The sequence below is a fragment of the Georgenia sp. EYE_87 genome, assembly GCF_023148685.1.
In the GTDB taxonomy this organism is placed as follows: domain Bacteria; phylum Actinomycetota; class Actinomycetes; order Actinomycetales; family Actinomycetaceae; genus Georgenia.
In genome coordinates this window covers 41,800-66,849 of record NZ_JAHXNL010000014.1, presented here as the reverse complement: position 1 = coordinate 66,849, position 25,050 = coordinate 41,800, and the positions used below count along the sequence as shown (strand labels likewise).

At 73.7% G+C, this 25,050-nt stretch carries 19 protein-coding genes; 10 read left to right on the top strand and 9 right to left on the bottom strand.

Going from position 1 to position 25,050, the window contains the following annotated elements; all coding sequences use genetic code 11:
- Positions 1 to 32 precede the first annotated feature (32 nt).
- Both KZX45_RS16795 and KZX45_RS16790 read left to right on the top strand, forming a co-directional pair.
- Positions 33 to 575: a ferritin gene (locus tag KZX45_RS16795; protein ID WP_248258902.1), complete on the top strand. Its 543-nt coding sequence runs from the start codon at positions 33 to 35 to the stop codon at positions 573 to 575.
- Between the two features lie 49 nt (positions 576 to 624).
- Entirely contained in the window at positions 625 to 1,086 is a 462-nt protein-coding gene (locus KZX45_RS16790) for a tRNA (cytidine(34)-2'-O)-methyltransferase (RefSeq protein ID WP_248258927.1), read from the top strand.
- On the opposite strand, the gene KZX45_RS16785 is transcribed toward KZX45_RS16790, so the two are convergent.
- Positions 1,068 to 1,547: a hypothetical protein gene (locus tag KZX45_RS16785; protein WP_248258901.1), complete on the bottom strand. Its 480-nt coding sequence runs from the start codon at positions 1,545 to 1,547 to the stop codon at positions 1,068 to 1,070. The two genes, KZX45_RS16790 and KZX45_RS16785, sit on opposite strands and share 19 nt — an antisense overlap.
- A gap of 242 nt (positions 1,548 to 1,789) precedes the next feature.
- On the opposite strand from KZX45_RS16785, the gene KZX45_RS16780 reads away from it, so the two are divergent.
- Both KZX45_RS16780 and KZX45_RS16775 read left to right on the top strand, forming a co-directional pair.
- Positions 1,790 to 2,116: a metalloregulator ArsR/SmtB family transcription factor gene (locus tag KZX45_RS16780; RefSeq protein ID WP_248258900.1), complete on the top strand. Its 327-nt coding sequence runs from the start codon at positions 1,790 to 1,792 to the stop codon at positions 2,114 to 2,116.
- On the top strand, positions 2,113 to 3,849 hold the full coding sequence (locus KZX45_RS16775) for a SulP family inorganic anion transporter (protein ID WP_248258899.1): 1,737 nt from the start codon (positions 2,113 to 2,115) through the stop codon (positions 3,847 to 3,849). The genes KZX45_RS16780 and KZX45_RS16775 overlap by 4 nt, the downstream gene beginning before the upstream one ends.
- Positions 3,850 to 3,856: 7 nt before the next feature.
- On the opposite strand, the gene KZX45_RS16770 is transcribed toward KZX45_RS16775, so the two are convergent.
- Positions 3,857 to 4,135, bottom strand: a complete 279-nt coding sequence (locus tag KZX45_RS16770) for a DUF2277 domain-containing protein (protein WP_248258898.1) — start codon at positions 4,133 to 4,135, stop codon at positions 3,857 to 3,859.
- Positions 4,136 to 4,327: 192 nt separating this feature from the next.
- Here KZX45_RS16770 and KZX45_RS16765 point away from each other — a divergent pair, with 192 nt between their 5' ends.
- The gene (locus KZX45_RS16765; protein WP_248258897.1) at positions 4,328 to 4,711 is read left to right on the top strand and encodes a nitroreductase family deazaflavin-dependent oxidoreductase; all 384 of its coding nucleotides are present in this window, start codon (positions 4,328 to 4,330) and stop codon (positions 4,709 to 4,711) included.
- Positions 4,712 to 4,885: 174 nt separating this feature from the next.
- On the opposite strand, the gene KZX45_RS16760 is transcribed toward KZX45_RS16765, so the two are convergent.
- The 6 genes from KZX45_RS16760 to KZX45_RS16735 all read right to left on the bottom strand — a co-directional run bounded on the left by KZX45_RS16760 (position 4,886) and on the right by KZX45_RS16735 (position 12,980).
- Positions 4,886 to 6,769: an HNH endonuclease signature motif containing protein gene (locus KZX45_RS16760; RefSeq protein WP_248258896.1), complete on the bottom strand. Its 1,884-nt coding sequence runs from the start codon at positions 6,767 to 6,769 to the stop codon at positions 4,886 to 4,888.
- A gap of 66 nt (positions 6,770 to 6,835) precedes the next feature.
- Entirely contained in the window at positions 6,836 to 7,339 is a 504-nt protein-coding gene (locus tag KZX45_RS16755) for an MmcQ/YjbR family DNA-binding protein (RefSeq protein ID WP_308221759.1), read from the bottom strand.
- A gap of 109 nt (positions 7,340 to 7,448) precedes the next feature.
- Complete coding sequence (locus KZX45_RS16750) at positions 7,449 to 8,306, bottom strand: RNA methyltransferase (protein ID WP_248258895.1); 858 nt, start codon at positions 8,304 to 8,306, stop codon at positions 7,449 to 7,451.
- A 30-nt stretch (positions 8,307 to 8,336) separates the two neighbouring features.
- Entirely contained in the window at positions 8,337 to 9,107 is a 771-nt protein-coding gene (locus tag KZX45_RS16745) for an SDR family NAD(P)-dependent oxidoreductase (protein ID WP_248258894.1), read from the bottom strand.
- 154 nt (positions 9,108 to 9,261) lie between these two features.
- Entirely contained in the window at positions 9,262 to 11,235 is a 1,974-nt protein-coding gene (locus tag KZX45_RS16740) for an ABC transporter ATP-binding protein (RefSeq protein ID WP_374112606.1), read from the bottom strand.
- Positions 11,232 to 12,980, bottom strand: a complete 1,749-nt coding sequence (locus KZX45_RS16735) for an ABC transporter ATP-binding protein (RefSeq protein ID WP_248258893.1) — start codon at positions 12,978 to 12,980, stop codon at positions 11,232 to 11,234. Before KZX45_RS16735 ends, KZX45_RS16740 begins: the two co-directional genes overlap by 4 nt.
- A gap of 207 nt (positions 12,981 to 13,187) precedes the next feature.
- Here KZX45_RS16735 and KZX45_RS16730 point away from each other — a divergent pair, with 207 nt between their 5' ends.
- Genes KZX45_RS16730 through KZX45_RS16710 form a run of 5 tightly spaced genes read left to right on the top strand, consistent with a single transcriptional unit; the run spans position 13,188 to position 23,675 of the window.
- The gene (locus KZX45_RS16730; protein WP_248258892.1) at positions 13,188 to 16,895 is read left to right on the top strand and encodes a DUF4132 domain-containing protein; all 3,708 of its coding nucleotides are present in this window, start codon (positions 13,188 to 13,190) and stop codon (positions 16,893 to 16,895) included.
- Positions 16,892 to 17,992 (top strand): AAA family ATPase, encoded by a 1,101-nt coding sequence (locus KZX45_RS16725; protein ID WP_248258891.1) that lies wholly within the window; start codon positions 16,892 to 16,894, stop codon positions 17,990 to 17,992. Before KZX45_RS16730 ends, KZX45_RS16725 begins: the two co-directional genes overlap by 4 nt.
- A gap of 9 nt (positions 17,993 to 18,001) precedes the next feature.
- Positions 18,002 to 20,404 (top strand): DUF5682 family protein, encoded by a 2,403-nt coding sequence (locus tag KZX45_RS16720; protein WP_248258890.1) that lies wholly within the window; start codon positions 18,002 to 18,004, stop codon positions 20,402 to 20,404.
- Entirely contained in the window at positions 20,401 to 21,585 is a 1,185-nt protein-coding gene (locus KZX45_RS16715; protein WP_248258889.1) for a VWA domain-containing protein, read from the top strand. The genes KZX45_RS16720 and KZX45_RS16715 overlap by 4 nt, the downstream gene beginning before the upstream one ends.
- Positions 21,582 to 23,675: an SWIM zinc finger family protein gene (locus KZX45_RS16710; RefSeq protein ID WP_248258888.1), complete on the top strand. Its 2,094-nt coding sequence runs from the start codon at positions 21,582 to 21,584 to the stop codon at positions 23,673 to 23,675. The genes KZX45_RS16715 and KZX45_RS16710 overlap by 4 nt, the downstream gene beginning before the upstream one ends.
- Before the next feature lie 3 nt (positions 23,676 to 23,678).
- Here the strand turns inward: KZX45_RS16710 and KZX45_RS16705 are convergent, their stop codons facing one another.
- On the bottom strand, positions 23,679 to 25,043 hold the full coding sequence (locus KZX45_RS16705) for an SPFH domain-containing protein (RefSeq protein WP_248258887.1): 1,365 nt from the start codon (positions 25,041 to 25,043) through the stop codon (positions 23,679 to 23,681).
- Positions 25,044 to 25,050 lie beyond the last annotated feature (7 nt).

Sequence of the window (25,050 nt, the reverse complement as noted above, 5' to 3'; positions counted from 1 at the left end):
CCGCGCGCGGGCCGGCGCCTATGGTGACCTCCATGACCGAGACGACGGCGTCGACGTTCCTGCGGCTGCTCCGCGAGCAGGTCGGGCATGAGTTCGACGCGCACCAGCAGTACATCGCCATCGCCGTGTGGTTCGACTCGCACGACCTGCCCCAGCTGGCCCGGCACTACTACCGGCAGTCGGTCGAGGAGCGCAACCACGCGATGATGATCGTGCGCTACATGCTCGACCGGAACCTCGAGGTCGAGATACCTCCGGGCTCGCCGGTGCGCAACGACTTCCGGGAGGTGACCGACCCGCTCCGGCTGGCGCTGGAACAGGAGCAGCAGGTCACCAGGCAGATCGAGGCGATCTTCCGCGCGGCCCGCGCGGAGGACGACGCCCTCGGCGAGCAGTTCATGCTGTGGTTCCTCAAGGAGCAGGTGGAGGAGGTCGCGTCGGCCACGACGTTGCTGACCGTCGCCGAACGTGCCGGCAACAACCTGTTCGACCTGGAGAACTACGTCGCCCGCGAGCAGATCGGCGACAGCGGCGAGTCCGAGGGGGCGCCCGCGGCCGCGGGCGGGGCGCTGTAGATCTCGACCCGTTCGTCCGGGCCTGCAGCTGCCTGCGACGATGGTCGACGTGTTCCACGTCGTCTTCTACGAGCCCCGCATCCCTCCGAACACCGGCAACGCCATCCGCATGGTCGCGTGCACCGGGGCCACCCTCCACCTCGTCGAGCCGCTCGGCTTCGAGCTGACCGACGCCCATCTTCGGCGCGCGGGGCTCGACTACCACGACCTGGCGAACGTCGTCGTCCACCCCGACCTCGACGCCGCGCTCGCCGCCGTCCCGGGCCGCGTGTTCGCGTTCACCGGCGGCGCCACCCGCAGCTTCGCCGACGTGGCGTACGTCCCCGGCGACGCCCTACTCTTCGGCCCCGAGCCGACCGGTCTGCCCGCCGAGGTGCTCGCCGACCCGCGGATGACCGACCGCCTGCGCATCCCGATGATCCCGGGCATCCGGTCGCTGAACCTGTCCAACTCCGCGGCCATCGCCGTCTACGAGGCCTGGCGCCAGCACGGTTACGCGCGGGGCGTCTGACGCGACCTCCCGGGCAGCAGAAGCGCGAGCACGACCACGACCGCCCCGTCCGCGGCGATGAGCGGATGCATGACGGGATGGAACACCTGCAGCCACAGCAGCTCGGTGGCCACCCAGGCGAGGAGCCCGGCGCCCGCCGCGACCCCGATCTCCCGGTGGTGCGGCAGCCGGAGCAGCACCGCCGCGCCGGCGAGCAGCACGCCGAGGCCCGGGAACAGGAGCGTGGCGACGCCGGGCAGCGTCCAGCTGTCGAATGGCGTGTGCCGGAGCCACTCCGGGTCCATGTCCCAGGTGCCCGCCACGAGGCTGAAGCCGCCCCAGACGGCGCTCGCCCCCGTCAGGACCAGGACGGCCGCGAGCAGGAACCTGACGGCGGCGTCCCGGACGCCGCCGACTCGGTCGCTGCCGCCTTCGGCGCTGGTGGCGCTGACCCTGGTGCCTCCGACGGCGGGTTCCCGCACGGCCGGCCTCCCTCGACGAGGGTCTCGGGCGGGCCCTTCCCTCCCGGACCTGTCTCTCACGTTCCACCGCCCCGCGAACTCGCACGAGGGTCGAAAGTCACAGACCACGCGGTCGGGGCACCAAGACCCTGACGACTTGATATATTCATCAAGTCATCAAGTCCGAGCGTAAGCCGTCGTTCCCTTCCAGCAGAGAGCTGCCCGCCGTGCCGCACCGCCCCGCCACCGTTCCCATCCACGAGATGAAGGCCGACCTCTTCAAGGCGCTCGCCCACCCGCTGCGGGTCCGCGCACTGGAGCTCCTCGCGGAGGGCGAGCAGCCGGTGAGCGCGCTCCTGGCGGACATGGGGATCGAGGCGTCCCACCTCTCCCAGCACCTGGCGGTCCTGCGCCGGGCCGGCGTGGTCATCGGGGTCCGTGAGGGCAACACGGTCACCTACGCGCTGGCCGATCCGTCGGTCGCGGACATGCTCGCGGCGGCCCGGACGTTCCTGCTCCGGCGCCTCGACGCCACCACCGGCGCCCTCGCCGGCCTGGCAGACACCAGCTCGGCCGAGTCCCGCGCATGAGCACCATCCCCGCCTCGCAGCCGAAGTTCACCTGGCGCGCGGCCGCGCGCCGGCTGGCCGCCCTCACGCTCCCCCGCCGCAGCGACTACGCCGAGCTGCCCCGCTCCTGGCGGCACGACCTCGTCGCCGGAGTCACGGTCGGCATCGTGGCGCTCCCCCTCGCGCTCGGGTTCGGCGTCGCCTCCGGCGTCGGCGCTGCTGCCGGGCTCGTCACGGCGATCGTCGCGGGTTTCGTCGCGGCCGTCTTCGGCGGCTCCCACCTCCAGGTCTCCGGGCCGACGGGGGCGATGACGGTGGTGCTCGTCCCCGTCGTCGCCCGCTACGGCGTGGACGCCGTCTTCGCCCTGGCGATCCTCGCGGGCTTCCTCATCGTCCTCATGGGTCTGATGGGGATGGGGAAGCTGGTCTCGGTCATCCCGTGGCCGGTGGTCGAGGGCTTCACCCTCGGCATTGGCGTCATCATCTTCCTGCAGCAGGTACCGCTCGCCCTCGACACCCCCAAGGCCGACGGCGAGAACGCCGCCGTCGTGGCCCTGCGCACCGCCCAGGAGACCGACTGGTCACGGGCGGCCCTGCCGCTGGCCGTGACCGCCGGTGTCATCGTCCTCATGCTCGTGCTGGGCCGGGTGCGCCGGTCGCTGCCCGCCTCGCTCGTCGCGGTGCTCGTCGCGACCGTCGTCGCCGAGCTGCTCCACCTCGACGTCGACCGGATCGGCGCGCTGCCCGCCACCCTGCCCACGCCGTCGCTGCCGGGCTGGGACACCTCGGCGATCGCAGCGATGCTGCCGTCGGCCATGGCCATCGCCGCGCTCGCCGCGCTGGAGAGCCTGCTCTCGGCGCGCGTGGCCGACGGCATGGTCGAGCGCGTGCCGGACACCGACGCCGACCGGGAGCTCGTCGGGCAGGGGCTGGCGAACGTGGCCAGCGGCATGTTCGGGGGCATGCCCGCCACCGGCGCGATCGCCCGCACCGCGGTGAACGTGCGGGCCGGGGCCCGCACCCGGGTGGCCTCGGCGAGTCACGCCGTCGTCCTCACGCTGGTGGTGCTGGTGGCCACGCCCCTGGTCGCGCTCATCCCGATGTCCGCCCTCGCCGGCGTCCTCATCGTCACCGCCCTGCGGATGATCGACCTCGGCACCGCCCGCTCGATCCTGCGGGCCACCCGCGCCGACGGCACGGTCTTCCTCGTGACGATCGCCGTGACGATCGTGTTCGACCTTGTCGTGGCGGTGCAGGTGGGGGTCGCCGTCGCCGCCCTGCTCGCTGTGCGGTCGATGTCGCGCGTCTCGGGCCTCGACCGCGTGCGGGTGTCCGAGGGCCTCGACGCGGCCGACGAGGACGCCCTCCTGGACGAGCACATTGCCGTCTACCGCTTCCACGGTGCCCTGTTCTTCGGCGGCACGAAGCAGTTCCTCGACGAGATCGCCACCGTCAAGGACGTCCACGTCATCGTGCTCGTGCTCACGGAGGTGCGGGTGATGGACACCTCCGGCGCGAACGCGCTGCAGGAGATCATCGCCGACCTTCAGCGTCGCGGCGTGACGGTGCTCCTCAAGGGACTGGACGCCGAGCAGCTGCGGATGTCGAGGGCCCTGGGCGTGCTCGGCACGCTCGGGAGCCCGGACCACTACTTCACGGACCTGCCGGCGGCCGTCGCGCACGCCCGCAACCACGTGCGCTACGAACTCGCCGACATCTGGTCGCTCCAGTGCGCCCTGAGGCCCGTGCGCTGAGGTCTGGTCAGGCGGGCTGCTGCGCGTACCGGCGACGGCTGCGCTCGCGGGCCTTCTCCGCCTCGGTCTCCCGGTCCTTCGGCGGTGCGCTGGTGACGAGGGAGTCGAGCAGCTCCTGAGTGATCGCCGCGATGTGCTCCACGGCGTGGTCGAAGGCCTCCTGGTTCGCCTGGGACGGCTTCGTCATGCCGGCGACCTTACGGACGTACTGGAGAGAGGCCGCGCGCACCTCGTCGGTGGTGGCCGGCGGCGCGAAGTTGTGCAGCGGGTGGATGTTTCGGCACATACCGCCAGCGTGCCACGGCCTCGCGCTCCACAGAAGGGGACGGCGCTCCCTGGCGAACGGGCGCCTCGCCGACCCGGACCGTCGCCGCGCGCACCAGTCGGAGAGTCCCGATGGCCCACGTACCTCGAGCGTCATCCGACTACCGTGAGCACCATCCGACTACCTTGAGCACCATCTGGCGGAGGAGTCGAGGTGAGCCCGATCCCGCACGTCGTCGCCCGCGCGAACCGGCACGTGCTCAACCCGCTGATGAGCCGGGTGGCCGGCCACCTTCCCCTCTTCGGGCTGCTCACCCACGTCGGGCGCCGGTCGGGGCGCGTCTACACGATCCCGGTCAACGTCTTCCGCGACGGCGAGCGCGGCTACCGCATCGCGCTCACCTACGGACGCGACGCACAGTGGGTGCGCAACGTCCTCGCCGCAGGTGGCTGCACGCTGCTCACCCGCGGCCGGGTGGTCGAGCTGGTCGAGCCGCGCGTGATCCACGACGCGGCGCGGTCCTGGGCACCCGTGCCGGTGCGGCAGATCCTCGGGCTCATCCGCGCGCCGGACATCCTGCTGCTGCACGAACCCTGAGGCGACGCCCTCAACAGTTGCCGGACGGGGTCATGGAACCTCGCACGAGTGACCGACGCACGGGTGTGCGTCGGTCCCCGCCGTGATCTGTGGTGTCCGTTCGTGAGCGGGCGGGTGGGGGCCACGGTTGCGAGGACGTGGTGCGGATGTGGTGATCACGCGGGAGCGCCGGACTCAGAATGGTGGGTCGCTGCCGGCGAAGAGGGCGGCCCAGCGGCTTGCGGTGGCCGAGACTCCAGCGGGCGGGTCGGGCACGTGCCGGTACCGGTGGCCCGTGCGGGCCGGGATCCACAGCAGCGTCCCGTCCCGCTCGCGGATGACGTCCCAGCGCCTCGTGGTCTTGAGGTTGTGATGTCGCCGGCACAGCGGGTGGAGGTTGCAGACGCTGGTCTGCTTCACCAGGTGCGAGATCGCCGGGTCGTACTCGATGCGATGATCGATGTCGCACACGATCGACGGGCGCGCGCACCCGGGGAACGTGCACGTGACATCCCTGGCCTGGACGGTGCGTGTCAGGTCCGCCCCGGGCCGGTACGCCCGGGTGCTGAGGTCCTTGAAGTGGCCGTCCCGATCGGTCAGCAACGCCCGCCAGGTGGCGTCCTGCGCGATCTGCCGGGCGAGCTCCGCCGGGATCGGGCCGTACCCAGCCAGGTACCCTGCGTTCGCGTCCAGCCCCAGCAAGGTTCCGGCCCCGACCGTGATCTGCGCCCCCGCCCGGCTCACCCGTCCTGGGGGCAGCGGGTGGCCGGCGAGGTCGACCCCTCGGTCGAGGACGCCGGCAAAGAGGTCGACAAAGGCGTCGGCGCGGACCTGGTCGCGGGTGCGCGGGTCCTCGCCGGGATCTGCGTCGGCCACGGCGGCCTCGGCGAGCGCGTCCAGTGCCACCTTGACGGTGTGTGCTTTGTCAGCGCGCACGTAGGCGGTGATCCAGCTCATCCCGTCCGGTGCCGCGGTGACGGTGACCTTCCGGGCGGCGTGCTCCTTCTCCCGCCGCTCGGCGCCGGCCTCTGGGTTCGCACGGAGGGCGGCCGCTCGCAGCCGGTGGCGCAACCTGGGCCCGCAGAGCCGGTCCGCCTCCCTGAGCAGCTCGGTGACCACCCGTCGGTGCTCGGCTGTGCTCAGGCCCGGCTCACGGGAGGTCAGCACGTTCGCCTTGCGGGCGTCGATGCGCCCGGTGCCCAGGGCGTCGGCGACCTCGGGGAAGCTGTCCAGGGCCGCGGCAAGGTTGACCTTGGCCGACCCGACCGCGTTGGTCGACCCCAGCCGAGCGGCGACCTCCGCGGACGCCTGATCCGCCGCCTTCGACGTCAGCCCCTGCCGGTCGGTCAGCTCCCGCACATGAGCGGCCTGCATCGCCATCGCCCACGAAGCCACCCGCTCGTACCCGGCGACCGCCTCGACCAGGCTCGCCTCCCCCAGCTGGCCGGGTGCCAGCGGCGCCAGCACGGCGGCGAGCTCCGGCCCGCCGGGCAGGCCCTCGAGCACCGAGGCCCCGGCCGCATCAGCCTCCCGGTCCACGAGCCCGCGGGAGAACGCCTCAGTCAGGGCCGGGTCACCCGGCGCGGGCAGCATCCCCGAGTCCGGCGCAGGCGCCGCACCAATTGGCACAGCCGCCCACCACGGCAGCGGACGGCCCCCCGCATCGCCGGCGGCGGGGGGCCTGGCGGTGTCGGACTCTGCAGCAGAACCGGCGTGACTAACGTCGGGGCAGGTGTCAGGGGCTGTCGTGTCAGAGGCTGGCGAGTCGGTGGCGGGGGCGTCGTCAGAGTCGGTGGAGACTCCGAGGTCGATGTCGAGGACGAGGACCGGCCCCCGCGCGGGCGGGTACAGCTCGAGCCGCGCACCGGCCGCCTCCACCGTGACCGGCACTACCCCGAAGCCCTCGACGGCCGCCATCCGGTAGCCCGCAGCAGCCATCCCGGAGGCCGCGGCAGTGGCACCGGAGGCCGCCGGCGGCGGACGTGACACCACGCTGGCGGCGACCACCCGCTCCAGCACGGAGACGGAGGCCCCGGCGGCACCCTTATCACCGTCCCCGCGAACCCCGCCTTCGAACATGTGTCTACCGTAGGCGCGGGGTCCGACATGCGCCTCGAACCAGGCCCGGCCTGTGGAAACGCGCGGCTACGACGCCGGCTGCCGGGGCTGGAGCGGTGAAGCGCCTGGACCGCGACCACGGTCAGGCGCATCGCTGGTGCGCAGGTCGGCCGGACCGCCCTCCTCGTCCAGGCGGGCGATCTGCCGCCGTGTCGCGACCTGACGGTAGGAGCAGTCGAGAAGCTCGGCGACCTCCTGCCAGTCCACCCCTTCGGGACCTCCGCCGCTGGCAGAAAGGTCGAGACCCACCCAGCCCGACGGCGCAAGGTAAGCGGGGACGAAGGTGCGCGGGTCCTCGCTCAGGGCCGCGCGGTCGGAGTCCTCGGGGAGCACGACCAGCCCGTGCGGGTATCGGGTCCGCACGTCCGCGGCCCCTTTCGTGCTCGACCCGTACACGGCGAAGACCTTGCGCACCCGGAAGTGCGGCCGGCCGTGGGCGACCCGCTCCTCCGCCTCCGGGAACGCGAGGGCAAGCTCGCGCACGCGGGCGAGGTACGGATCGTCGTCATCGAACATGATCGGGTGCGTCACGGGGTCCGCGCCTCCTCCACTCGGTGGGGCCATCCTGGCCCGGACCGACCCCGCCCGGGAGGGGTGTGAGGCGGGAGCGTCGATTCCCCGGCGGCCGCTCCGCCGTCGATCATGCGCGTGTGGCCCAGAAGGCGACGGCGGAGGCGGCGGCGACGTTGAGCGAGTCCACCCCGCCGGACATCGGGATCCGCACGACGGCGTCGGCCGCCTCCACCGTGCTGCGCGCGAGCCCGTCGCCCTCGGTGCCGAGCACCAGGGCCAGCTTCGACCCCGGCGCGCGTACGGCGGGGGACGCGACGAACTCGTCCAGGCTGACCGAGTCGTCCGAGAGCGCGAGCGCGGCCACGGTGTAGCCGGCGTCGTGCAGCTTCTCCACGGCGCCGGGCCACACCGTGAGGCGCGTCCACGGCACCTGGAACACCGTGCCCATCGAGACCCGGACGCTGCGCCGGTACAGCGGGTCGGCGCAGCGCGGGGTCACCAGCACGGCGTCGACGCCGAGGCCGGCCGCCGAGCGGAACATGGCACCGACGTTGGTGTGGTCGACGATGTCCTCGAGGATGGCGACCCGGCGCGCACCCTGTCCCCCGCGTGCCGAGGCGAGCAGCTCACGCACCCCGAGCAGCGGAGGCCGGTGCATCGCGGCGAGGGCCCCGCGGTGCAGGTGGAAGCCGGTGATGGCACGCAGCACCGGCTCCTCGGCGACGAAGACCGGGACGTCGGCCCCGCCGTCGTCCCCCCCGGTCGCGGCGGTGATGACCGCGGCCATCGACGCCAGCCACTTCTCGGCCATGAGGAAGGACCGGGGCCGGTGGCCCGCCTCGACGGCGCGGGAGATGACGTTGGAGCTCTCGGCGATGTACAGGCCCTTGGCGGGCTCGTGCTTGGAGCGCAGCGCGACGTCGGTGAGGTTGGTGTAGTCCCCGAGCCGGTCGTCGTCGGGGTCGTTGATGCGGATCAGCGGCACGGGACCATCATCCCGTGCCGCCGACCGACCTCAGCGCGAGGTGTAGCCCGCGTCGACCATGAGCAGCGCACCGGTGACGTAGGAGGACTGGTCCGAGCACAGCCACATGCTCGCCTCCGCCACCTCCGACGGCTGGCCGAAGCGGCCGAGAAGGCTCAACTGGGGCGCGAACTCTTCCTCCGTCGCCCCGATCGTCTCCAAGGCTCCCCGCAGCATCGGGGTGTCGATGGCGCCCGGCCCCACGCTGTTGACGCGGATGCCCGACGGGGCGTACTCCAGGGAGGCCACCTTGGTCATGCCGATGACGGCGTGCTTCGCCGCGACGTAGGCCAGGTTGTTGGGCTGGGGTCGCACTCCCGAGACGGACGAGATGTTCACGATCGCGCCGCCGCCGCCCTGGGCGAGCATCTGGCGGATCTCGTACGTCAGGCACAGCGCGACGCCCTTGAGGTCCACGGCGATGAGCCGGTCGAACTCGCTCTCGTCGAGCTCGGCGACCGGGTGGGTGTCCGGCGTCATGGCGGCGTTGTTCACCGCGCAGTCGAGCCGCCCGTACGTCTGCACGGCGAACGCGACCATCGCCTCGACGCTGGACGCCGACGAGACGTCCGCGCGCACGAAGGCGACCTCCAGCCCGTCCGCACGCAGCGCGTCCGTCGTCGCACGTCCGGCCTCCTCGTTGATGTCGGCGATCACGACCTTGGCACCGGCCTGGGCGAACAGGCGGGCGGTCGCCTCGCCCATCCCCATCGCGGCGCCGGTGACCACCGCGACCCTGCCCTCGAGCACCGGAAAGACCATGAGGATCACCTCGTGTCGGCAGCCCGGGCGGTCCGGGCCTCGTTGGAGGTGACGCTAGGCGCAGCTTCGGGCCGGCCCGTCGGACGAAGGTCCTTCCGGGCGCGAGCGGGACCACCGCGGGCCCGACGTGAGGCGCTGAGAACCCGGCGTTCCCTCAGGCGCTGCGTTCCTCCACGGCCGGGGCCGCGAACTGCGCCTCGTACAGCCGGGCGTAGGCCCCGCCCGCCTCGAGCAGCCCGGCGTGCGTGCCCTTCTCCACGATGCGGCCGGACTCCATGACGAGGATGACGTCTGCGTCGCGGATGGTGGAGAGCCGGTGGGCGATGACGAAGCTGGTGCGGCCGTGCCGCAGCGTGTTCATCGCCTGCTGGACCAGCACCTCGGTCCGGGTGTCAACCGAGCTGGTGGCCTCGTCGAGGATGAGGATCTGCGGGTCGGAGAGGAACGCCCGGGCGATGGTGATGAGCTGCTTCTCGCCGGTCGAGACCCCGCCGCCCTCGTCGTCGACCACCGTGGCGTACCCGTCCGGCAGGGAGTGGACGAACCGTTCCACGCTCGTCGCGCGCCCCGCCACCTCCACCTGCTCGTCGGTCGCCCTGTCCCGGCCGAACGCGATGTTCTCCGCGATGGTGCCCTGGAACAGCCAGGTGTCCTGGAGCACCATGCCGATCTGCGCGCGCAGGTCCGCGCGGGTCATCGTCCGGGTGTCGACGCCGTCGAGCAGGATCCGGCCCGAGTCGATCTCGTAGAACCGCATGATCAGGTTCACGAGCGTGGTCTTGCCCGCGCCGGTGGGACCGACGACGGCGACCGTCTGGCCGGGCTCGACCACCAGGTCGAGGTGCTCGATCAGGGGGGTGTCCGGCTCGTAGCGGAAGCTGACGTCCTGGAACTCCACCCGGCCGCGGACGACGGCGGGGCGGGCCCCGGGCTCCGGGTCGGGCACCTCCTCCTCGGCGTCCATGAGCTCGAAGATCCGCTCCGCGGAGGCGACGCCGGACTGGACCAGGTTCGCCATCGACGCGAGCTGGGCCAGGGGCTGGCTGAACTGGCGCGAGTACTGGATGAACGCCTGGACCTCGCCCAGGGTCAGCGCGCCGGACGCCACCCGCAGCCCGCCCACCACGGCGACCAGCACGTAGTTGAGGTTCGAGACGAACGCCATCGACGGCATGATCGTCCCGGAGATGAACTGGGCCCGGAAGCTCGCCCGGTACAGGCGCTCGTTCTCCTCGGCGAAGGAGTCGGTGAACGCGTCCTGGCTGTTGAAGGCCGTGACCAGCTCGTGGCCGGTGAAGGCCTCCTCGACCAGGCCGCCGAGGTCCCCGGTGGACTTCCACTGGGCGACGAACTCCGGCTGGGCCCGCTTGGCGATCGTCATCGTCAGCCACGCGGAGACCGGCACCGTCACCAGCGCGATGAGCGCCAGCTGCCACGACAGGTAGAACATCATGGCCAGCACGCCGAGGACCGTCAGCAGCGACACGATCAGCTGCGAGAGCGTCTGCTGCAGCGACTGGGTGACGTTGTCGATGTCGTTCGTGACCCGGGAGAGCGTGTCCCCGCGGGCCTGGGAGTCCAGGTGGGAGAGGGAGAGCCGGTCGATCTTCGCCTGGACGTCGCGGCGCAGCCGGTACCCCGTGCGCTGCACGACGTGGGCGAGGATCAGCCCCTGTCCCCAGCCGAGCACGGCGGCGGCCACGTAGACGGCCAGCACCACGAGAACGGTGCGGCCGAGGGCGTCGAAGTCGATCCCCTGCCCGGGGACGACGTTCATGCCGGAGACCATCTCCGCCACCTGGTCCTGCCCGGCCGCCCGCAGGCCCGCGATCGCCTGCTCCTTGCTCACCCCTGGCGGCAGCATCTTGCCGACGACGCCGTCGAAGACGATGTTCGTGGCGTCGCCGAGCAGCTTGGGCCCGAGCACCTGGAGGAACACCGACCCGGCCCCGAGGACGACGGTGAGGACCAGCCACGCCCGCTCGGGCCGCAGCTCGCCGAGCAGTCTGCGCAGAGAGGCGCCGAAGTGCAGCGACTTCTGCACGGGTGCCATGCCGGGCCCCATGCCAGGCCCGCGGCCGGGTCCCATGCCGGGTCCGCGGCCGGGGCCGGGGCCGTGCCCGCTCATGCCGCCTCCTCCGCGCTCAGCTGGGACAGCACGATCTCCCGGTACGTCTGCGAGGTCTCCATGAGCCCGTGGTGCGTCCCGACGCCGACCACGCGTCCGTCGTCGAGCACGACGATCTGGTCCGCGTCGCGGATGGAGGCGACGCGCTGACCGACGACGAGCACGGTCGCCCCGCCGGTCGCCGCCGGCAGGGCGGCGCGCAGGCGGGCGTCGGTCGCGAAGTCCAGGGCGGAGAAGGAGTCGTCGAAGAGGTAGACGTCCGCCCGGCGCACCAGCGCGCGGGCGATCGCCAGCCGCTGGCGCTGCCCGCCGGAGAAGTTGGCGCCGCCCTGCTCCACGGGCGCGTCGAGCCCGTCGGGCAGCGCCTCGACGAAGTCGCGCGCCTGGGCGACCTCCAGGGCCCGCCACAGCTCCGCGTCCGTGGCCGACGGCCGCCCGTGCCGCAGGGTGGAGGCGATCGTCCCGGAGAACAGGTACGCCTTCTGCGGCACGAGGGAGACCCGGTCGCGCAGCGCGCCCGGGTCCAGGTCGCGCACGTCGACCCCGGCCACGCGGACCGCGCCGGCCGTGACGTCGACCAGCCGCGGGATCAGGTTCACCAGGGAGGTCTTGCCCGACCCGGTCGAGCCGATCACCGCCGTCGTCCGTCCCGGCTCCAGGCGCAGGTCGACCTCGCAGAGCACCGGCGACTCCGCCCCGGCGTAGCCGAAGCTCGCGCCGTCGAGCTCGACGACGAGGCCGCGACCGCCGTCGGGCGGCACGGGGAGCGTGACCGGGGCGGCCGGGACGACGATCTCGGGCTCGACGTCGAGGACCTCCTTGACACGCTCGGAGCTGACCTCGGCGCGCGGCACCATCACGAACATCATGACCGCCATCAGCACGGACATGAGGATCTGCATGAGGTAGTTGAGGAACGCGACGAGCGAGCCGACCTCCATCGCCCCGGCGTCGATGCGGGCCGCACCGAACCAGATGACCCCCGCCGACGACGCACCGATGATCAGCTGCACCGCCGGGAAGACGACGGCCATGATCTTGCCGACGCCGAGCGCGGTGGCCATCAGCTCCGTGCTGGCCTCGTCGAAGCGGGCGCGTTCGGTGGGCTGGCGGTTGAACGCCCGGACGACGCGCACCCCGGAGATCTGCTCGCGCAGGACCAGGTTGATGCGGTCGATCCGCTTCTGCATCACCTTGAACAGCGGGGCCATCCGCCAGATCGCCAGCCCCATGACGGCCCCGAGCACCGGGACGACGACGAGGAGCAGCGCGGAGAGACCGACGTCCTGCTGCAGGGCCATGAACACGCCGCCGACCATCATGATCGGAGCCATCACCATGATGGTGAAGGTCAGCACCGTGACCATCTGGATCTGCTGGACGTCGTTGGTGCTGCGCGTGATCAGGCTCGGGGCGCCGAACCGGCCCATCTCGGCGGCCGAGAACCGCTGCACGCGATGGAAGACCGCGGCCCGCATGTCGCGGCCCGCGGCCATGGCCGTCCTCGCGCCGAGGCGGACGGCGGCGACGGCGCAGACCACCTGGACCGCGCTGATGCCGAGCATCAGCGCGCCGACGCGGAGGATGTAGGCGGTGTCCCCCCGGACCACGCCGTCGTTGATGATGTCGGCGTTGAGGGTGGGCAGGGACAGCGCCGCGACGGTCTGCACGATCTGGAGCACCACGATGACCACGACGTCGCGCCGGTAGGGGCGCAGGAACCGTCGGAGGACTTTCAGCAGCATCGGACCTACTTCTCTTCTGCCGCGGGCCGTCGCAGCCGCACCAGCGTACGCGCCGCGGTGCGGGCGAGCCACGGAGTTCTCCGGGCCGGCCCTCCCACTGACGGACGGGCGGCCGCACACGAGCCGCGAAACCGTCATCCGCCGTCCGTTCCTCCGCTACTTTCACCTCGACGGGCGCGGCGGGCGCACCGCCGGAAGGGGTGCGACATGGCACTGTGGCAGATGCTGACCGGGCGGCGCGACGACGCGGCGACCGCGGTGCCCCGCCAGTGGCGCTCCGCCCTGGAACGCGTGCTCGCGCCGTTCGCGACCGCCTCCCCCGGCCTCCCCGGCGAGCTGCGCGACTACGTCCTCACCGGCAGCCCGGCGGAGGTGCTGAAGCACCCGGTGCTGCGGACGAACACGGGCCGCGTCACTCTCGGGGCCGGGAGCGTCGGCTTCGACGGCGACCGGGAGGCGATGGAGGCGCTCTGCGCCGGTCTCGGCGACGTGCCCCCAGAGATCGTCGTGCGGTGGGCGCGCGTGCTCGAGGTGTCCGCGGGGTCGTGGTCGGTGCGGCTCGAGCCGGTGGCGGGCGCGCACTGGGCCGAGAACCTCGTGGTCCACCTGGCCGACTTCCTCGGGAGCCACCGACGACGCCGCACGACCGTCCCGGCGGACATCGCCGTCGTCGAGGACGCCCTGGTGGCGGCCGGCGCGCAGCGGCACGACCTCATGGCCGCCGCCTTCCGCGACTCGGGGAAGCCCGAGCGCTCCTACGGGGGGCCCCGCAGGAGCATCCGGGAGCTGAGCGGTTACGCGGCCGCCGTCACGCGTGACGCCGACGTGCTCCGCCCTCTCGTCGCCGGCCAGGGCGCCCGCGGCCAGCTCGTGGCGCTCGAGATGCTGGCACCGTTGCCGGACGACGCTCTCACCCTGTTCGCGCCGGAGCTCGCCGGTCTGCTGGCCTCCAGCAGCAAGCAGGTCCGGGCGGCGGTCGCGCCGCTCGCCGCCCGCTGCGGTGCCCTGCTGGTGGAGCCCCTGAAGGGGCTGGCGGTGTCCGGCACGCCGGAGATCCGGCTGAACGCCCTGCGCGCCCTGGGCGCGGCGGACGACGACGCACGGGCGTGGGCACTCGAGCGCGCCTCGACGGACCGGGCGGCGAGCGTCCGGGCCCTCGCCGCGGAGTGGGCGCCCGACCCGGCCGGGCCTGGGCACGGCGACCCCGTCGCCCCACCCCGCCCGACCGTCGACTGGCGGATCCCTGTCACGGCCGAGCTCACGGCGGAGCTGGCGGAGCTCTGGGCGCACGCCAACCGGGACATCGAGATCGCGAACCGCAGGGCGGAGGAGTCCGAGGCCAGGTCGCGGGCCCAGTACCCGGGCTTCACGGGCGGACGCCACCGCACGCCCCCGCTCGACCCCGGCTCGCTGAGGCGGGTCCTGTCCGAGCTCGGGCGCGGCACGCACCCCGCCACCCCGAGGGAGGACGCGCCGCACGTCGTGGCGCACCTGCTCGAGCGTCGCGCCGGACGCCTGCCGCTGGGGCCGGCCGGCATCGTCGCGCTGCTGCACCACGTCGGCCACCTCGTCGAGCACGGCGGCGCCCTGTCGCGCACCGCGGCGACCCTCCTCGAGGCCGAGCACGCCCGCACCGGTCGGCCCACGCTGCTCGAGGTCGCCACGATGCTGGACGAGCTCGGCCTCGACGGCGCCAGCTCCGTCTACCGGCGCTTCGCCGCCCCCTGGGCCCCCCGCCTGGGCCGGGGCTGGCCGGACGAGCACGTGGCTCCGTTCGTCCTGGTTCACCTGGATGTCGTGCTGCGCACGCTGTCCAGCACGGACCGCGACTGGTCGGTCGCCCCGGACGCCCCCTACCTTGCGCTGGCGACCCTGCCGACGCTCCCCCGCCGGGCCGTCGACGCACTCCTCGACACCGCCCTCGCCGGGAACCGGGTGGACCGGCGCCCGGCCCAGGTGGCCCTCGACGCGCTCCCGGGCACCGAGGCCCGCGTCGTCGCCGCCCTGCAGGACGGGAAGTTCGACACGCGCGCCGAGGCGGCCGGCTGGCTGCGCCGTCGGCGCGCCGAGGCCGCCGTGCCGGCCCTGGAGACCGCCGTCGGCAAGGAGAAGCACGACCTGGCCAAGGGCGCGATGCTCGACGCGCTGGAGGCGCTCGGCCGTCCCGTCGAGCGGTACGTCGACCGCGCCGACCTGCGAAAGAAGGCGCGGGCCGCCGTCGCCAAGGGCCTGCCCAAGGAGCTCGGGTGGTTCCCCTGGTCCGGCCTGCCCGAGGTGCGCTGGTCCGACAGCGGCGAGCCGGTCGGCACCGAGACGCTGCAGTGGCTGCTCGCCCAGGCCGTGCGGGCGAGGAGCCCGGAGCCGAACGCGATGCTGCGCAAGTACTGCGCCATGTTCGACCCGGTGGACCGGGAGCGGCTCGGGCAGTTCGTCCTCGAGTCGTGGCTGGCGGAGGACACCCGGCCGATCGACGCCGAGGAGGCCCACCGGCGGGCCGCCCAGGAGGCCGGCTGGACGCACCAGTCCATGACCCGGTACCCGCAGGGCTACCAGAACAACCCCCTCCTCGGCGCCTCGGTGGAGGAGCTCACCGCCGCGTACCTGCCGCGGTTCCTGCGCGAACCGGTCGGGTCCGCCGCGGCGTCCAAGGGGCTGCTCGCCGTCGTCGCCGCGTGTGCGCGCGAGCGCGCCGCCGCACCCGTGGCCCGGTACCTCAAGGACTGGTACGGCCGGCGCGCCTCCCAGTCCAAGGCGCTCGTGGGCATGCTGGGCTGGATCGAGCACCCGTCCGCCACCCAGCTCATGCTCTCGGTGGGCTCCCGGTTCCGCACCAAGAGCATCCAGGAGGAGGCGAACCGGCAGGCCCTGGCGCTGGCGGAGCGGAAGGGATGGACCGTGGAGGAGCTGGCCGACCGGACGGTCCCCACGGCCGGCCTGGACGAGTCCGGACGCCTCGAGCTCAGCTACGGCGAGCGGACGTTCTCCGCCGTGCTGCGGCCGGACCTGACGCTCGAGGTGCGCTCGCCGGAGGACACGAGGATCGCCTCGCTGCCAGCCCCGCGCCGCACCGACGACCCGGACCGCGCCGCGGAGGCCAGGAAGACCCTGGCCGCGGCGCGCAAGGAGCTGAAGGCCGTGGTGCAGCTGCAGACCCAGCGGCTCTACGAGGCGCTCTGCACGGAGCGTGCCTGGCCGTACGAGGACTGGGACCGCTACCTCGCACGGCACCCGGTGATGCGGCACCTGGTGCGGAGGCTCGTCTGGACGGCGGCCACCCCGGAGGGGCCCGCCGTCGTCTTCCGTCCGCTCGAGGACGGCTCGCTGACCGACGTCGACGACGAGCCCGTCACCATCGCGCCCGGCGCCCGGGTGAGTCTGGCGCACGACACCAACCTCGACCCGCGGACCGCGGCGAGGTGGGTCGAGCACCTGGCGGACTACGAGGTGGTCCCGCTCTTCGTCCAGCTCGGGAAGGGCACCTACCTCCTGCCCGACGACGGAGCCGCCGGGTCGGAGATCGCCGACTTCCGCGGGCACGTGCTCGAGGCGTTCGCCCTGCGCGGCCGGGCGGGCAAGCTCGGTTACACCCGTGGCCCGACGGAGGACGGCGGGTGGTTCTACACCTACGAGAAGCGGTTCCCCACCCTGGGCCTGACCACCGTCCTCGAGTTCTCCGGCAACGGCCTGCCGGAGGAGAACAACAGGGTCGCGCTCACGGCCCTGCGGTTCGTCAGGCAGCCGGGAGACGGCGCGGGCCTCGGGGGCGGCTCCGGCGGGGGCCCCGGCGAGCGCGCGGGTGTCCTGCTCGGCGACGTCCCGGCCGTCCTGCTCTCGGAGGCCTACGGCGACATGCGCCTCGTCGCCGCCGACGGCACCGGGTACGACCCCGCCTGGGAGAAGGTGGTGGGCCGGTGAGCGTGCCACCGTCCGCGGTCCTCCGCGCCCCCGCCGAACAGGTCCACGCGGCGGAGCTCGCCGCCCTCGCCCGGGCGGACGCCGGCCCCCGTCCGGCCGGCTGGCGCCTGTCCCCCCGCGCGGTGCGCGCGTTCGTGATCGGCGAGGCGGCCCTCGGGGTCAGCCGCAAGTTCTACGGCGACGACGCCCTGGTCGACCGGTGCGTCGTCACCCTCATGAGCAACCGGGGGCTCCTGCTCGTCGGTGAGCCGGGCACCGCCAAGTCGATGCTCTCCGAGCTGCTCGCCGCCGCGATCTCCGGGGACTCCACCTGCACCGTCCAGGGCTCCTCGGGCACCACCGGCGACCAGATCGCGTACTCCTGGAACTACGCGCTCCTGCTCGCCGAGGGGCCCAGCGAGCGTGCGCTCGTCAGGGGCCCGATGTACCGGGCGATGGAGCGCGGCGCGCTGTGCCGGTTCGAGGAGGTCACGCGCGTCCAGCCGGAGATCCAGGACGTGCTCATCGGGCTGCTCTCCGACAAGGTCCTCCACGTGCCCGAGCTCGACGGCGATGCGGAGACCGTCTTCGCCCGGCCGGGTTTCAACGTCGTCGCCACCGCCAACCTCCGCGACCGCGGGGTCCACGAGATGTCGAGCGCGCTCAAGCGCCGGTTCAACTTCGAGACCGTCCGCCCCATCGCCGACCGGCGGCTCGAGGCCCGGCTCGTGCGAGAGCAGACCGACGCCCTGCTGCGGCAGGCGGAGGTCACCACGCGGATGAGCGAGGACGTCGTCGACCTGCTCGTCACCGCCTTCCACGACCTGCGCGACGGCGTGACCGCGGAGGGGACGGTGGTCGAGCGACCCACCGCGGTCCTCTCCTCCGCCGAGGCCGTGGCGGTCGGCTACGCCGCCGGCCTCGACGCCCACTACTTCGGCGACGGCGAGGTGGGCGGGGAGCACGTGGCGCGCCAGCTCATCGGCACCGTGCTCAAGGACGAGCCGCAGGACGGCACGAAGCTGCGGCACTACTTCGACGTCGTCGTCAAGGAGCGGGCCAGGCGGGACCGGCGGTGGCGGCGTGCGCTCGATGCGCGCCGCGAGCTGGACCGGTGAGCGCGGGCGATGCTCAGCACCGCCGGCGTCCGTGACCTCGCGGCCTCCCTCGTCAGCGACGAGCTGGTGGTCGTGCCGGTGCGGCACCACAGCCCGGCGTGCGCGTGGCAGGTCCGCCGGGCGGTCGAGGAGCACCGCCCGTCGGTGGTCCTGGTGGAGGGGCCGCGCTCGCTCACGCCGCTGATCCCCCTGCTCACGCACCCCGAGGCGCGGATGCCGCTGTCGGTCTACACGTGGGCGGTCCGCGGGAAGGGCGTGACCGCGGAGCGGTGGAGCGCCCAGCTGCCCTTCTGCGACTACTCCCCCGAGCTCGTCGCCCTGCGGGAGGCCGCGGTGCGCGACATCCCGGCCCGTTTCATCGACCTCGACCTCGCCGAGCAGTCCCTCGCCTGCGCCGGGGAGTACGGCCCGGACGCCGAGGAGCCGCTGCTGGACGAGCACCACTACCGCACCAGTGCCCGCCTGCGGGCGCTGGCCGAGCAGCTGGGCTGCCGCGACCACGAGGACCTCTGGGAGCATCTGCTCGAGGCCGACGCCGCAGCGGTGCCCGCCGCCGAGCACACCGCCCGCGTCGCGGCGTGGTGCCAGCTGGCGCGGCAGGACCACCCCGCGGCCGAGCTCGACCGGGACGGCACCACCGCCCGCGAGGCGGAGATGGTCTGGCACATCGCCCAGGCCCTGACGGGACGGGGCCCGGGCGACGGTCCGGTGCTCGTCGTCGTCGGCGGCTTCCACGCGGTGGCGCTCCCCGCGCTGCTGGCCGAGCCGCCCGCCCGGCCAGCCGTACGGGCCGACGGGGTGACCGGCGGGGCCGCCGTCGTGCGCTACACCTTCGAGCGGCTGGAGCGGCTGAACGGCTACGCGTCCGGCATGACCTCCCCCGCCTGGCACCAGCAGCTCTGGCAGCTCATGACCGAGGGCGCGGAGGAGCCCCGGGCGCACGCGGCGCTCGCGGCGATCCTCGACGTCGCCGAGGAGCTGAGACGCCGCACGGTCCCCGTCCCGATGCCCGCCGTCTCCGCCGCGTTCGAGCAGGCGCTGCGGCTGGCGCACCTGCGGGACCGGGCCGCGCCGCTGCGCAGCGACCTCGTCGACGCGGTCACCAGCTGCTTCGTCAAGGGCGACGCCGACGTCGAGGGCGCTCTGGTGGCAGCCGTCACCCGGCACGTGCTCACCGGCACGGCGGTGGGCACGGTCCCGCCCGGGGCGGGCACACCACCGCTGGTCGCCGACACCCTCGGGCGGCTGCGGCGTCAGAAGCTGAACATGGACGGTGAGCCCCGGACCGCCGCCCTGGACCTGTACCGGCGGCCGGCCCACCGCGAGACGAGCCGCCTGCTGCACGGGCTGGCCCTGCTGGGCGTGCCCTTCGCGGTCCGCGCGGCGGGGCCCGACTTCGTCCACGGCCACGGCCTGGGCCGGCTCCAGGAGCGCTGGGAGTACCGGTGGAGCCCGGCGACCGACGGCGCGCTGGCGGAGATGTCCGTCCTCGGCGAGACGCTCCCGGCCGCCGTTGCCACCCGCTTCGAGGCGCAGCTGGAGGCCGAGCGCGCCGCGGGTGCCCGCAGCGCCCCGGCCGCGACCTCGCTGCTCGTCCGGGCCTGCGTGCTCGGGCTCCACCGCCACGTCGGGGAGCCGCTGGAGCTTGTCCGGGAGGCCCTGGCCACCGACGTCGCGTTCGATGCGCTGGCCGCGGCGACGGCGCAGCTCGCCCTGCTGCGTGAGGCGCGCGAACCGCTCGAGGCACGCACGCTCGAGCCGCTGCCCGCCCTGCTCCGCACCGCGTACGAGCGCACCGTGTTCCTCGGCCGCGAGCTGTCCGGGCAGGAGTGCGACCCGGCCGACGCGGTCGACGCCCTCGTCCAGCTGCGGGAGGTCCTCCTCGGCGAGGCGGGCAGCGCCCTCGACGCCGACCTCTACTGGCAGCTGGTGGACCGGCTCGCGTCCGTGCACGAGGCGCCGCTGGTGCGCGGCGGTGCGACCGGTCTGCGGTACTCCGCCGGCCGGCTCAACCCGGAGTCGGTGGCGCGGGCGATCGCCGGGCACCTGTCCGGCACGGCGTCGGCCGCCGACGGCGTCGGCTTCGTCAGCGGGCTGCTCCGCACGGCCCGGGAGGCGGCGTGGCAGGAGCCCGCGCTCCTCGGCGCGCTCGACGGGCGGCTGGCCGCCTGGGAGCGGGAGACCTTCGTGGCGCACCTGCCCGAACTGCGCCTCGCGTTCGCCGGGATGACGCCGCGGGAGACCGACCGGATCGCCCAGGCGGTCGCCGCCCTGCACGGTGCGACGGACCTCGGGGTGCTCCGGCGCTCGGACGTCGACGAGGGCACGGTCCGCCGGCATCTCGAGGTGTCGCGGGCGACCGCCGACCTGCTCGCACGGGACGGCCTCGCCGCGTGGGGAGCGAGGGCATGAGCGGCGGCACGGGGGACGTCGGCGCGGGGGGCGCCACGCACGACGGCGCGCACGACGAGGTGCTGGAACGGTGGCGGCTCGTCCTCGGCCGGTACGCGTCGAGCTCTCTCGGCGGCTGCAGCGGAGGCACGTCGGCGCGCCTGGACGCCGCGCTCGACCAGCTCTACGGGCGCGAGTACGGCGGCAGGGGTCTGCGGCCGGAGGACCGGCCGGCCGAGATCACCCCCGGCTCCCTGGAGGGGTCCACGCCCGGTCTCGTCACCTGGCTCGGCGAGGTGCGGGAGCTGTTCCCGCGCGAGACGGCCGAGGTGATCGAGGGCCACGCGCTGGAGCGCTACGGGCTCACCGAGCTCGTCACCGACCCGCAGACTCTCGAGCGGCTCGAGCCGAGCGAGCAGCTGCTCCGGACGCTGCTCGCGCTCAAGGGCCACCTCGGCGAGCAGGCCCTGGTCGTCGCGCGCCGGATCATCCGGCAGGTGGTCGAGGAGCTGACCCGCCGGCTCCGGACGGACGTGCGCCGGGCCATGTCGGGTCGGCTCAGCCGCGACCGCCACTCCCCCGTGCAGATCGCCGCCAACCTCGACGCGGCCGGCACCGTCCGGCGCAACCTCAAGCACTTCGACGCCGCCCGCGGTCAGCTGGTGCTCCAGGAGGTGCTGTTCTTCGAGCGCAACACCCGGCGCCTCCCGTGGGACGTCATCGTGTGCGTCGACCAGAGCGGTTCCATGGTGGGATCGGTGATCCACAGCGCCGTCATGGCCGGGATCCTCTCCGGGCTGCCCGCGTTCCGGGTGCGGCTGGTCGTCTTCGACACCGCCGTCGTCGACCTGACCGACCAGGTCGAGGACCCGGTTGAGGTGCTCATGCGCGTCCAGCTCGGCGGCGGCACCGACATCGCCCAGGCGGTGCGCTACTGCTCCCAGCTCGTCGAGAACCCGCAGCGCACCGTCCTCGTGCTCGTCACGGACTTCTGCGAGGGCGCCCCGCCCGGCGAGCTCGTCCGCGCCGTGCGCACGCTCGCGGAGTCGCGGGTGACGCTCATCGGCCTGGCCGCGCTCGACGGCGAGGCCCACCCGCACTACGACCGGGAGATCGCCCAGCGTCTCGCCGACTGCGGCATGAGCATCGCCGCGCTCACGCCGGGCAGGCTCGCCGAGTGGCTGGTGGAGGTGACCTCGTGAGCGTGCGCGCCGCCGTCGTGGCCCAGCTCGAGCGGTACGACGACGAGGCCTGGGCGGCGCTCACCAGCCGCGGCCTGCTCCGCCGCGCACGCAAGGACCTCGGGAGGGTCGAGGTCGCGGTCCTCGCGGACGACGAGCAGGTCCTGCGGCTGCGCGTCGGCCCGCACGAGGTGTCCCTCGACGCGCGTGGTCCGACCCACGCCAGCTGCTCGTGCCCGAGCGGGACGACGTGCCAGCACGTCGTCGCCGCCGGGCTGTGGCTGGCATCGGGAGCCGACGGCGGGGACTCCGGCGCCGGCACCGGCACCGGCACCGGCACCGGCACCGAGGACGACACCCTGCACCGGGAGCTCATGGGGCTCGACCCCGACGCGCTCCTCCGGCACGCGGGCCGGCCCGGCTACCGGTGGGCCCGCCAGCTGGTCGACGATCTCGAGCGCGCCGGCGTGCGCGTCGAGAGCGGCCGGAACGTGTCGATCACGTTCTCCCACCCCTTCCTGATCTTCCGGTACATGGGCGGCGGAGCGCCCGGCCTGGTGCCCGACACCCGGCTGTCCGCCGTCGAGAAGTACCAGGTGGCGGCGGTGCTGGCCTACCAGCGGGCCCACGGCGCCGAGCTTGCCGACGTCGAGCCCGGCCGTCCCGCCCGGGCGGCGGACGACCTGGACCTCACACGGTCACGCCTGCGCGCGACCACCTCCCGCCTCATCACCGACACCGTGGCGCTCGGCCTGTCCCACCTCTCGGCCTCCGTGCATCAGCGTTACGAGACGGTGGCGGTGTGGGCGCAGGGGGCCGAGTACCACCGGCTCGCGCTGCTGCTGCGGCGTCTCGCCGACCACGTCGAGCTGCTGCTCGAGCGATCCGCCCGGGCCGACGAGCACCGGCTCCTCGACGAGGCGTCGATCGCGTACGCGCTGGTGTCTGCCCTCGAGGCGGCCGCGACCGCCGGCAGCGCCCCCGCCCGGCTGGTCGGGCGGGCCCGGAACCGGTACGACGCGGTCCGCACGATGGAGCTCCTCGGGCTCGGCGCCGCGCCCTGGCGTGCAGCGTCCGGCTACCGGGGACTGACCACGCTGTTCTGGTGGCCCGAGCAGTCACGGTTCGTGTCCCTCACCGACGCCCGCCCGGAGATGCTCCACGGTTTCGACCCCCGCGCACGCTACGCCTCGGCCGGACCGTGGAGCGGGCTGTCCTCCCCGTCCGCCGCGACCGGCGCCCGGGTGGTGCTCACCGACGCGCTGCTGAGCGCCGGGGGCCGCCTGTCCGGCGTCGACCGCACCCGGGCAGCGGTCCACCCGCTCTCCGGCGAAGAGCTCGCCGACGTGCTGCCCGTCGTCGACTCGTGGGGCGCCCTCGCCCGGGACTCGGCCGGCCTCCTCGACCTGCCCGACCCGCTGCGCGACTGGGCGGTCCTGCGCCCCGCGCGGTACGGGACCGCGTTCTTCGACCCGACGTCCCAGGCCCTGACCTGGGTGGCGGTCGACCGCGACGGCGTCACGTTGCCGCTGACGGTGGCGTACACCGCCGAGACGGCGCACCTGGTCGACCGGGTCGAGGACATCGCGGGGGACGGCACCGCCGAGGGTGCGCTGCTCGTCTGCCGCCTGCGGCGGGACGCCACCGGACTCAGCGGCGAGCCGCTCAGCCTGGTCCACACCGACCGGCCGGCCGGCGACGCCGTCCAGGCGCTGCACTTCGCCGCACCCGCCGGGCGGCGGGGCAGGCCACGGGCTCGCGGTCCCGGCGAGCGTGTCGCCCAACCGCTGGGGAGCCGCCTCGCCGTCGTACCGGCGGCGCTCCTGGACCTGCGCGGCTGGTTGGTCGCGCAGGCCGAGCGGGGCACCGGCGCCGCCTCCCCGGCCGCCCTGACCGCTCAGCTGCTCGAGCATCACCGCCGCGCCCGCGGCGTCGGCCTGGACGTCTTCCCGGCCGAGCTCGCGCCGGCGCCGGGCGGGGGTGAGGTCGCCGCGCAGCTGCTGCGCTCGCACTTTCTCGTCCTGCAGACCACCGCCCTGCTGACCGGGGAGACGGGCTGGGACACCGGCGCCGGCGGGCCGCTCGAGCCCGCCGGCGCCGGACCTGAATAGACGTCAGCGCTGCCCGGGCTCGCCGCCCTGGTCGTCCTGCGGCGGGGCGAAGCGGGAGGTGTCCGTGGGCTCCTGCTGCCCCTCCTGGGGCCCGGGCCCCGCGGGGCTGGTCCGGGTGCGCTCGCTGAGCTCCTCGGCCTGGCGCTGCGCCTCCCGGCGGGCGCGGTCACCGCCGGCCTCCAGCGCCTCCTCGATGCGCGCCTCGGAGGCCGCCCGGCGCTGGGCGCGGGTCGGCGTCGCCTCGGCCGGCTGCTGCCCCGCCTCGGCGGACCGGGAGAACGGCATGCCGGACCCCTCGCCCGCGTACGACGCCTCCGACGTCGCCCGCTGCGCCTCCCCGCGGGCCTGGGCGAGCGCCTCGTCGGGGTCCTGCAGCGTGGTCTCCTGCAGGTTCTTGGACAGACCCTGGCCGTAGTCGCCGAAGTCGACCTTGGGGTGCTCGCCCGCGTCGAGGTCCGGTCCCCCGCCGTCGCCGGAGGCACCGAGGCCGCCGAACCCCTTCGAGATGCCGTTGAGGGCGGTGGTGAACTCCGTGGGGATCACCCAGAGCTTGGAGGAGCTGCCGTTGGCGATCTCCGGGAGCATCTGCAGGTACTGGTAGGCCAGGAGGCGGCTGTCGGGCTTGCCGCGGTGGATGGCGTCGAAGACCTGCAGGATCGCGCGGGACTCGCCCTGCGCCTTGAGGATCGCGGACTGAGCCTGGCCCTCCGCACGCAGGATGGCGGCCTGCTTCTCGCCCTCGGCGGTGAGGATCTGGGACTGCTTCACGCCCTCGGCGGTGAGGATGGCCGCACGGCGGTCGCGCTCGGCACGCATCTGCTGCTCCATGGAGCCCTGCACCGAGGCGGGCGGGTCGATCGCCTTGAGCTCGACGCGGTTCACGCGGATGCCCCAGCGCCCGGTCGCCTCGTCAAGCACCCCGCGCAGCTGACCGTTGATCTGGTCGCGGCTGGTCAGGGTCTGCTCGAGGTCCATCGAGCCGATGACGTTGCGGAGCGTGGTGACGGTCAGCTGCTCGATACCGGTGATGTAGTTGGCGATCTCGTACGTCGCCGACTTCGGGTCGGTCACCTGGAAGTAGATGACGGTGTCGATGCTGACCACGAGGTTGTCGGAGGTGATGACCGGCTGCGGCGGGAAGGAGACCACCTGTTCGCGCAGGTCGACGCCGGCACGCACCTTGTCGACGAACGGGATGAGGAAGTGCAGGCCGGCATACATGGTGGTCTGGTACTTGCCCAGGCGCTCCACGATCAGGGCGACGGCCTGGGGGACGATCCGTACCGCGCGCGTGATCGCGACGATGACGAAGATGCCGACCAGGATCAGGACGATGATCAGGACGATGCCGCCGACGCTCTCGGCCATGCTGCTC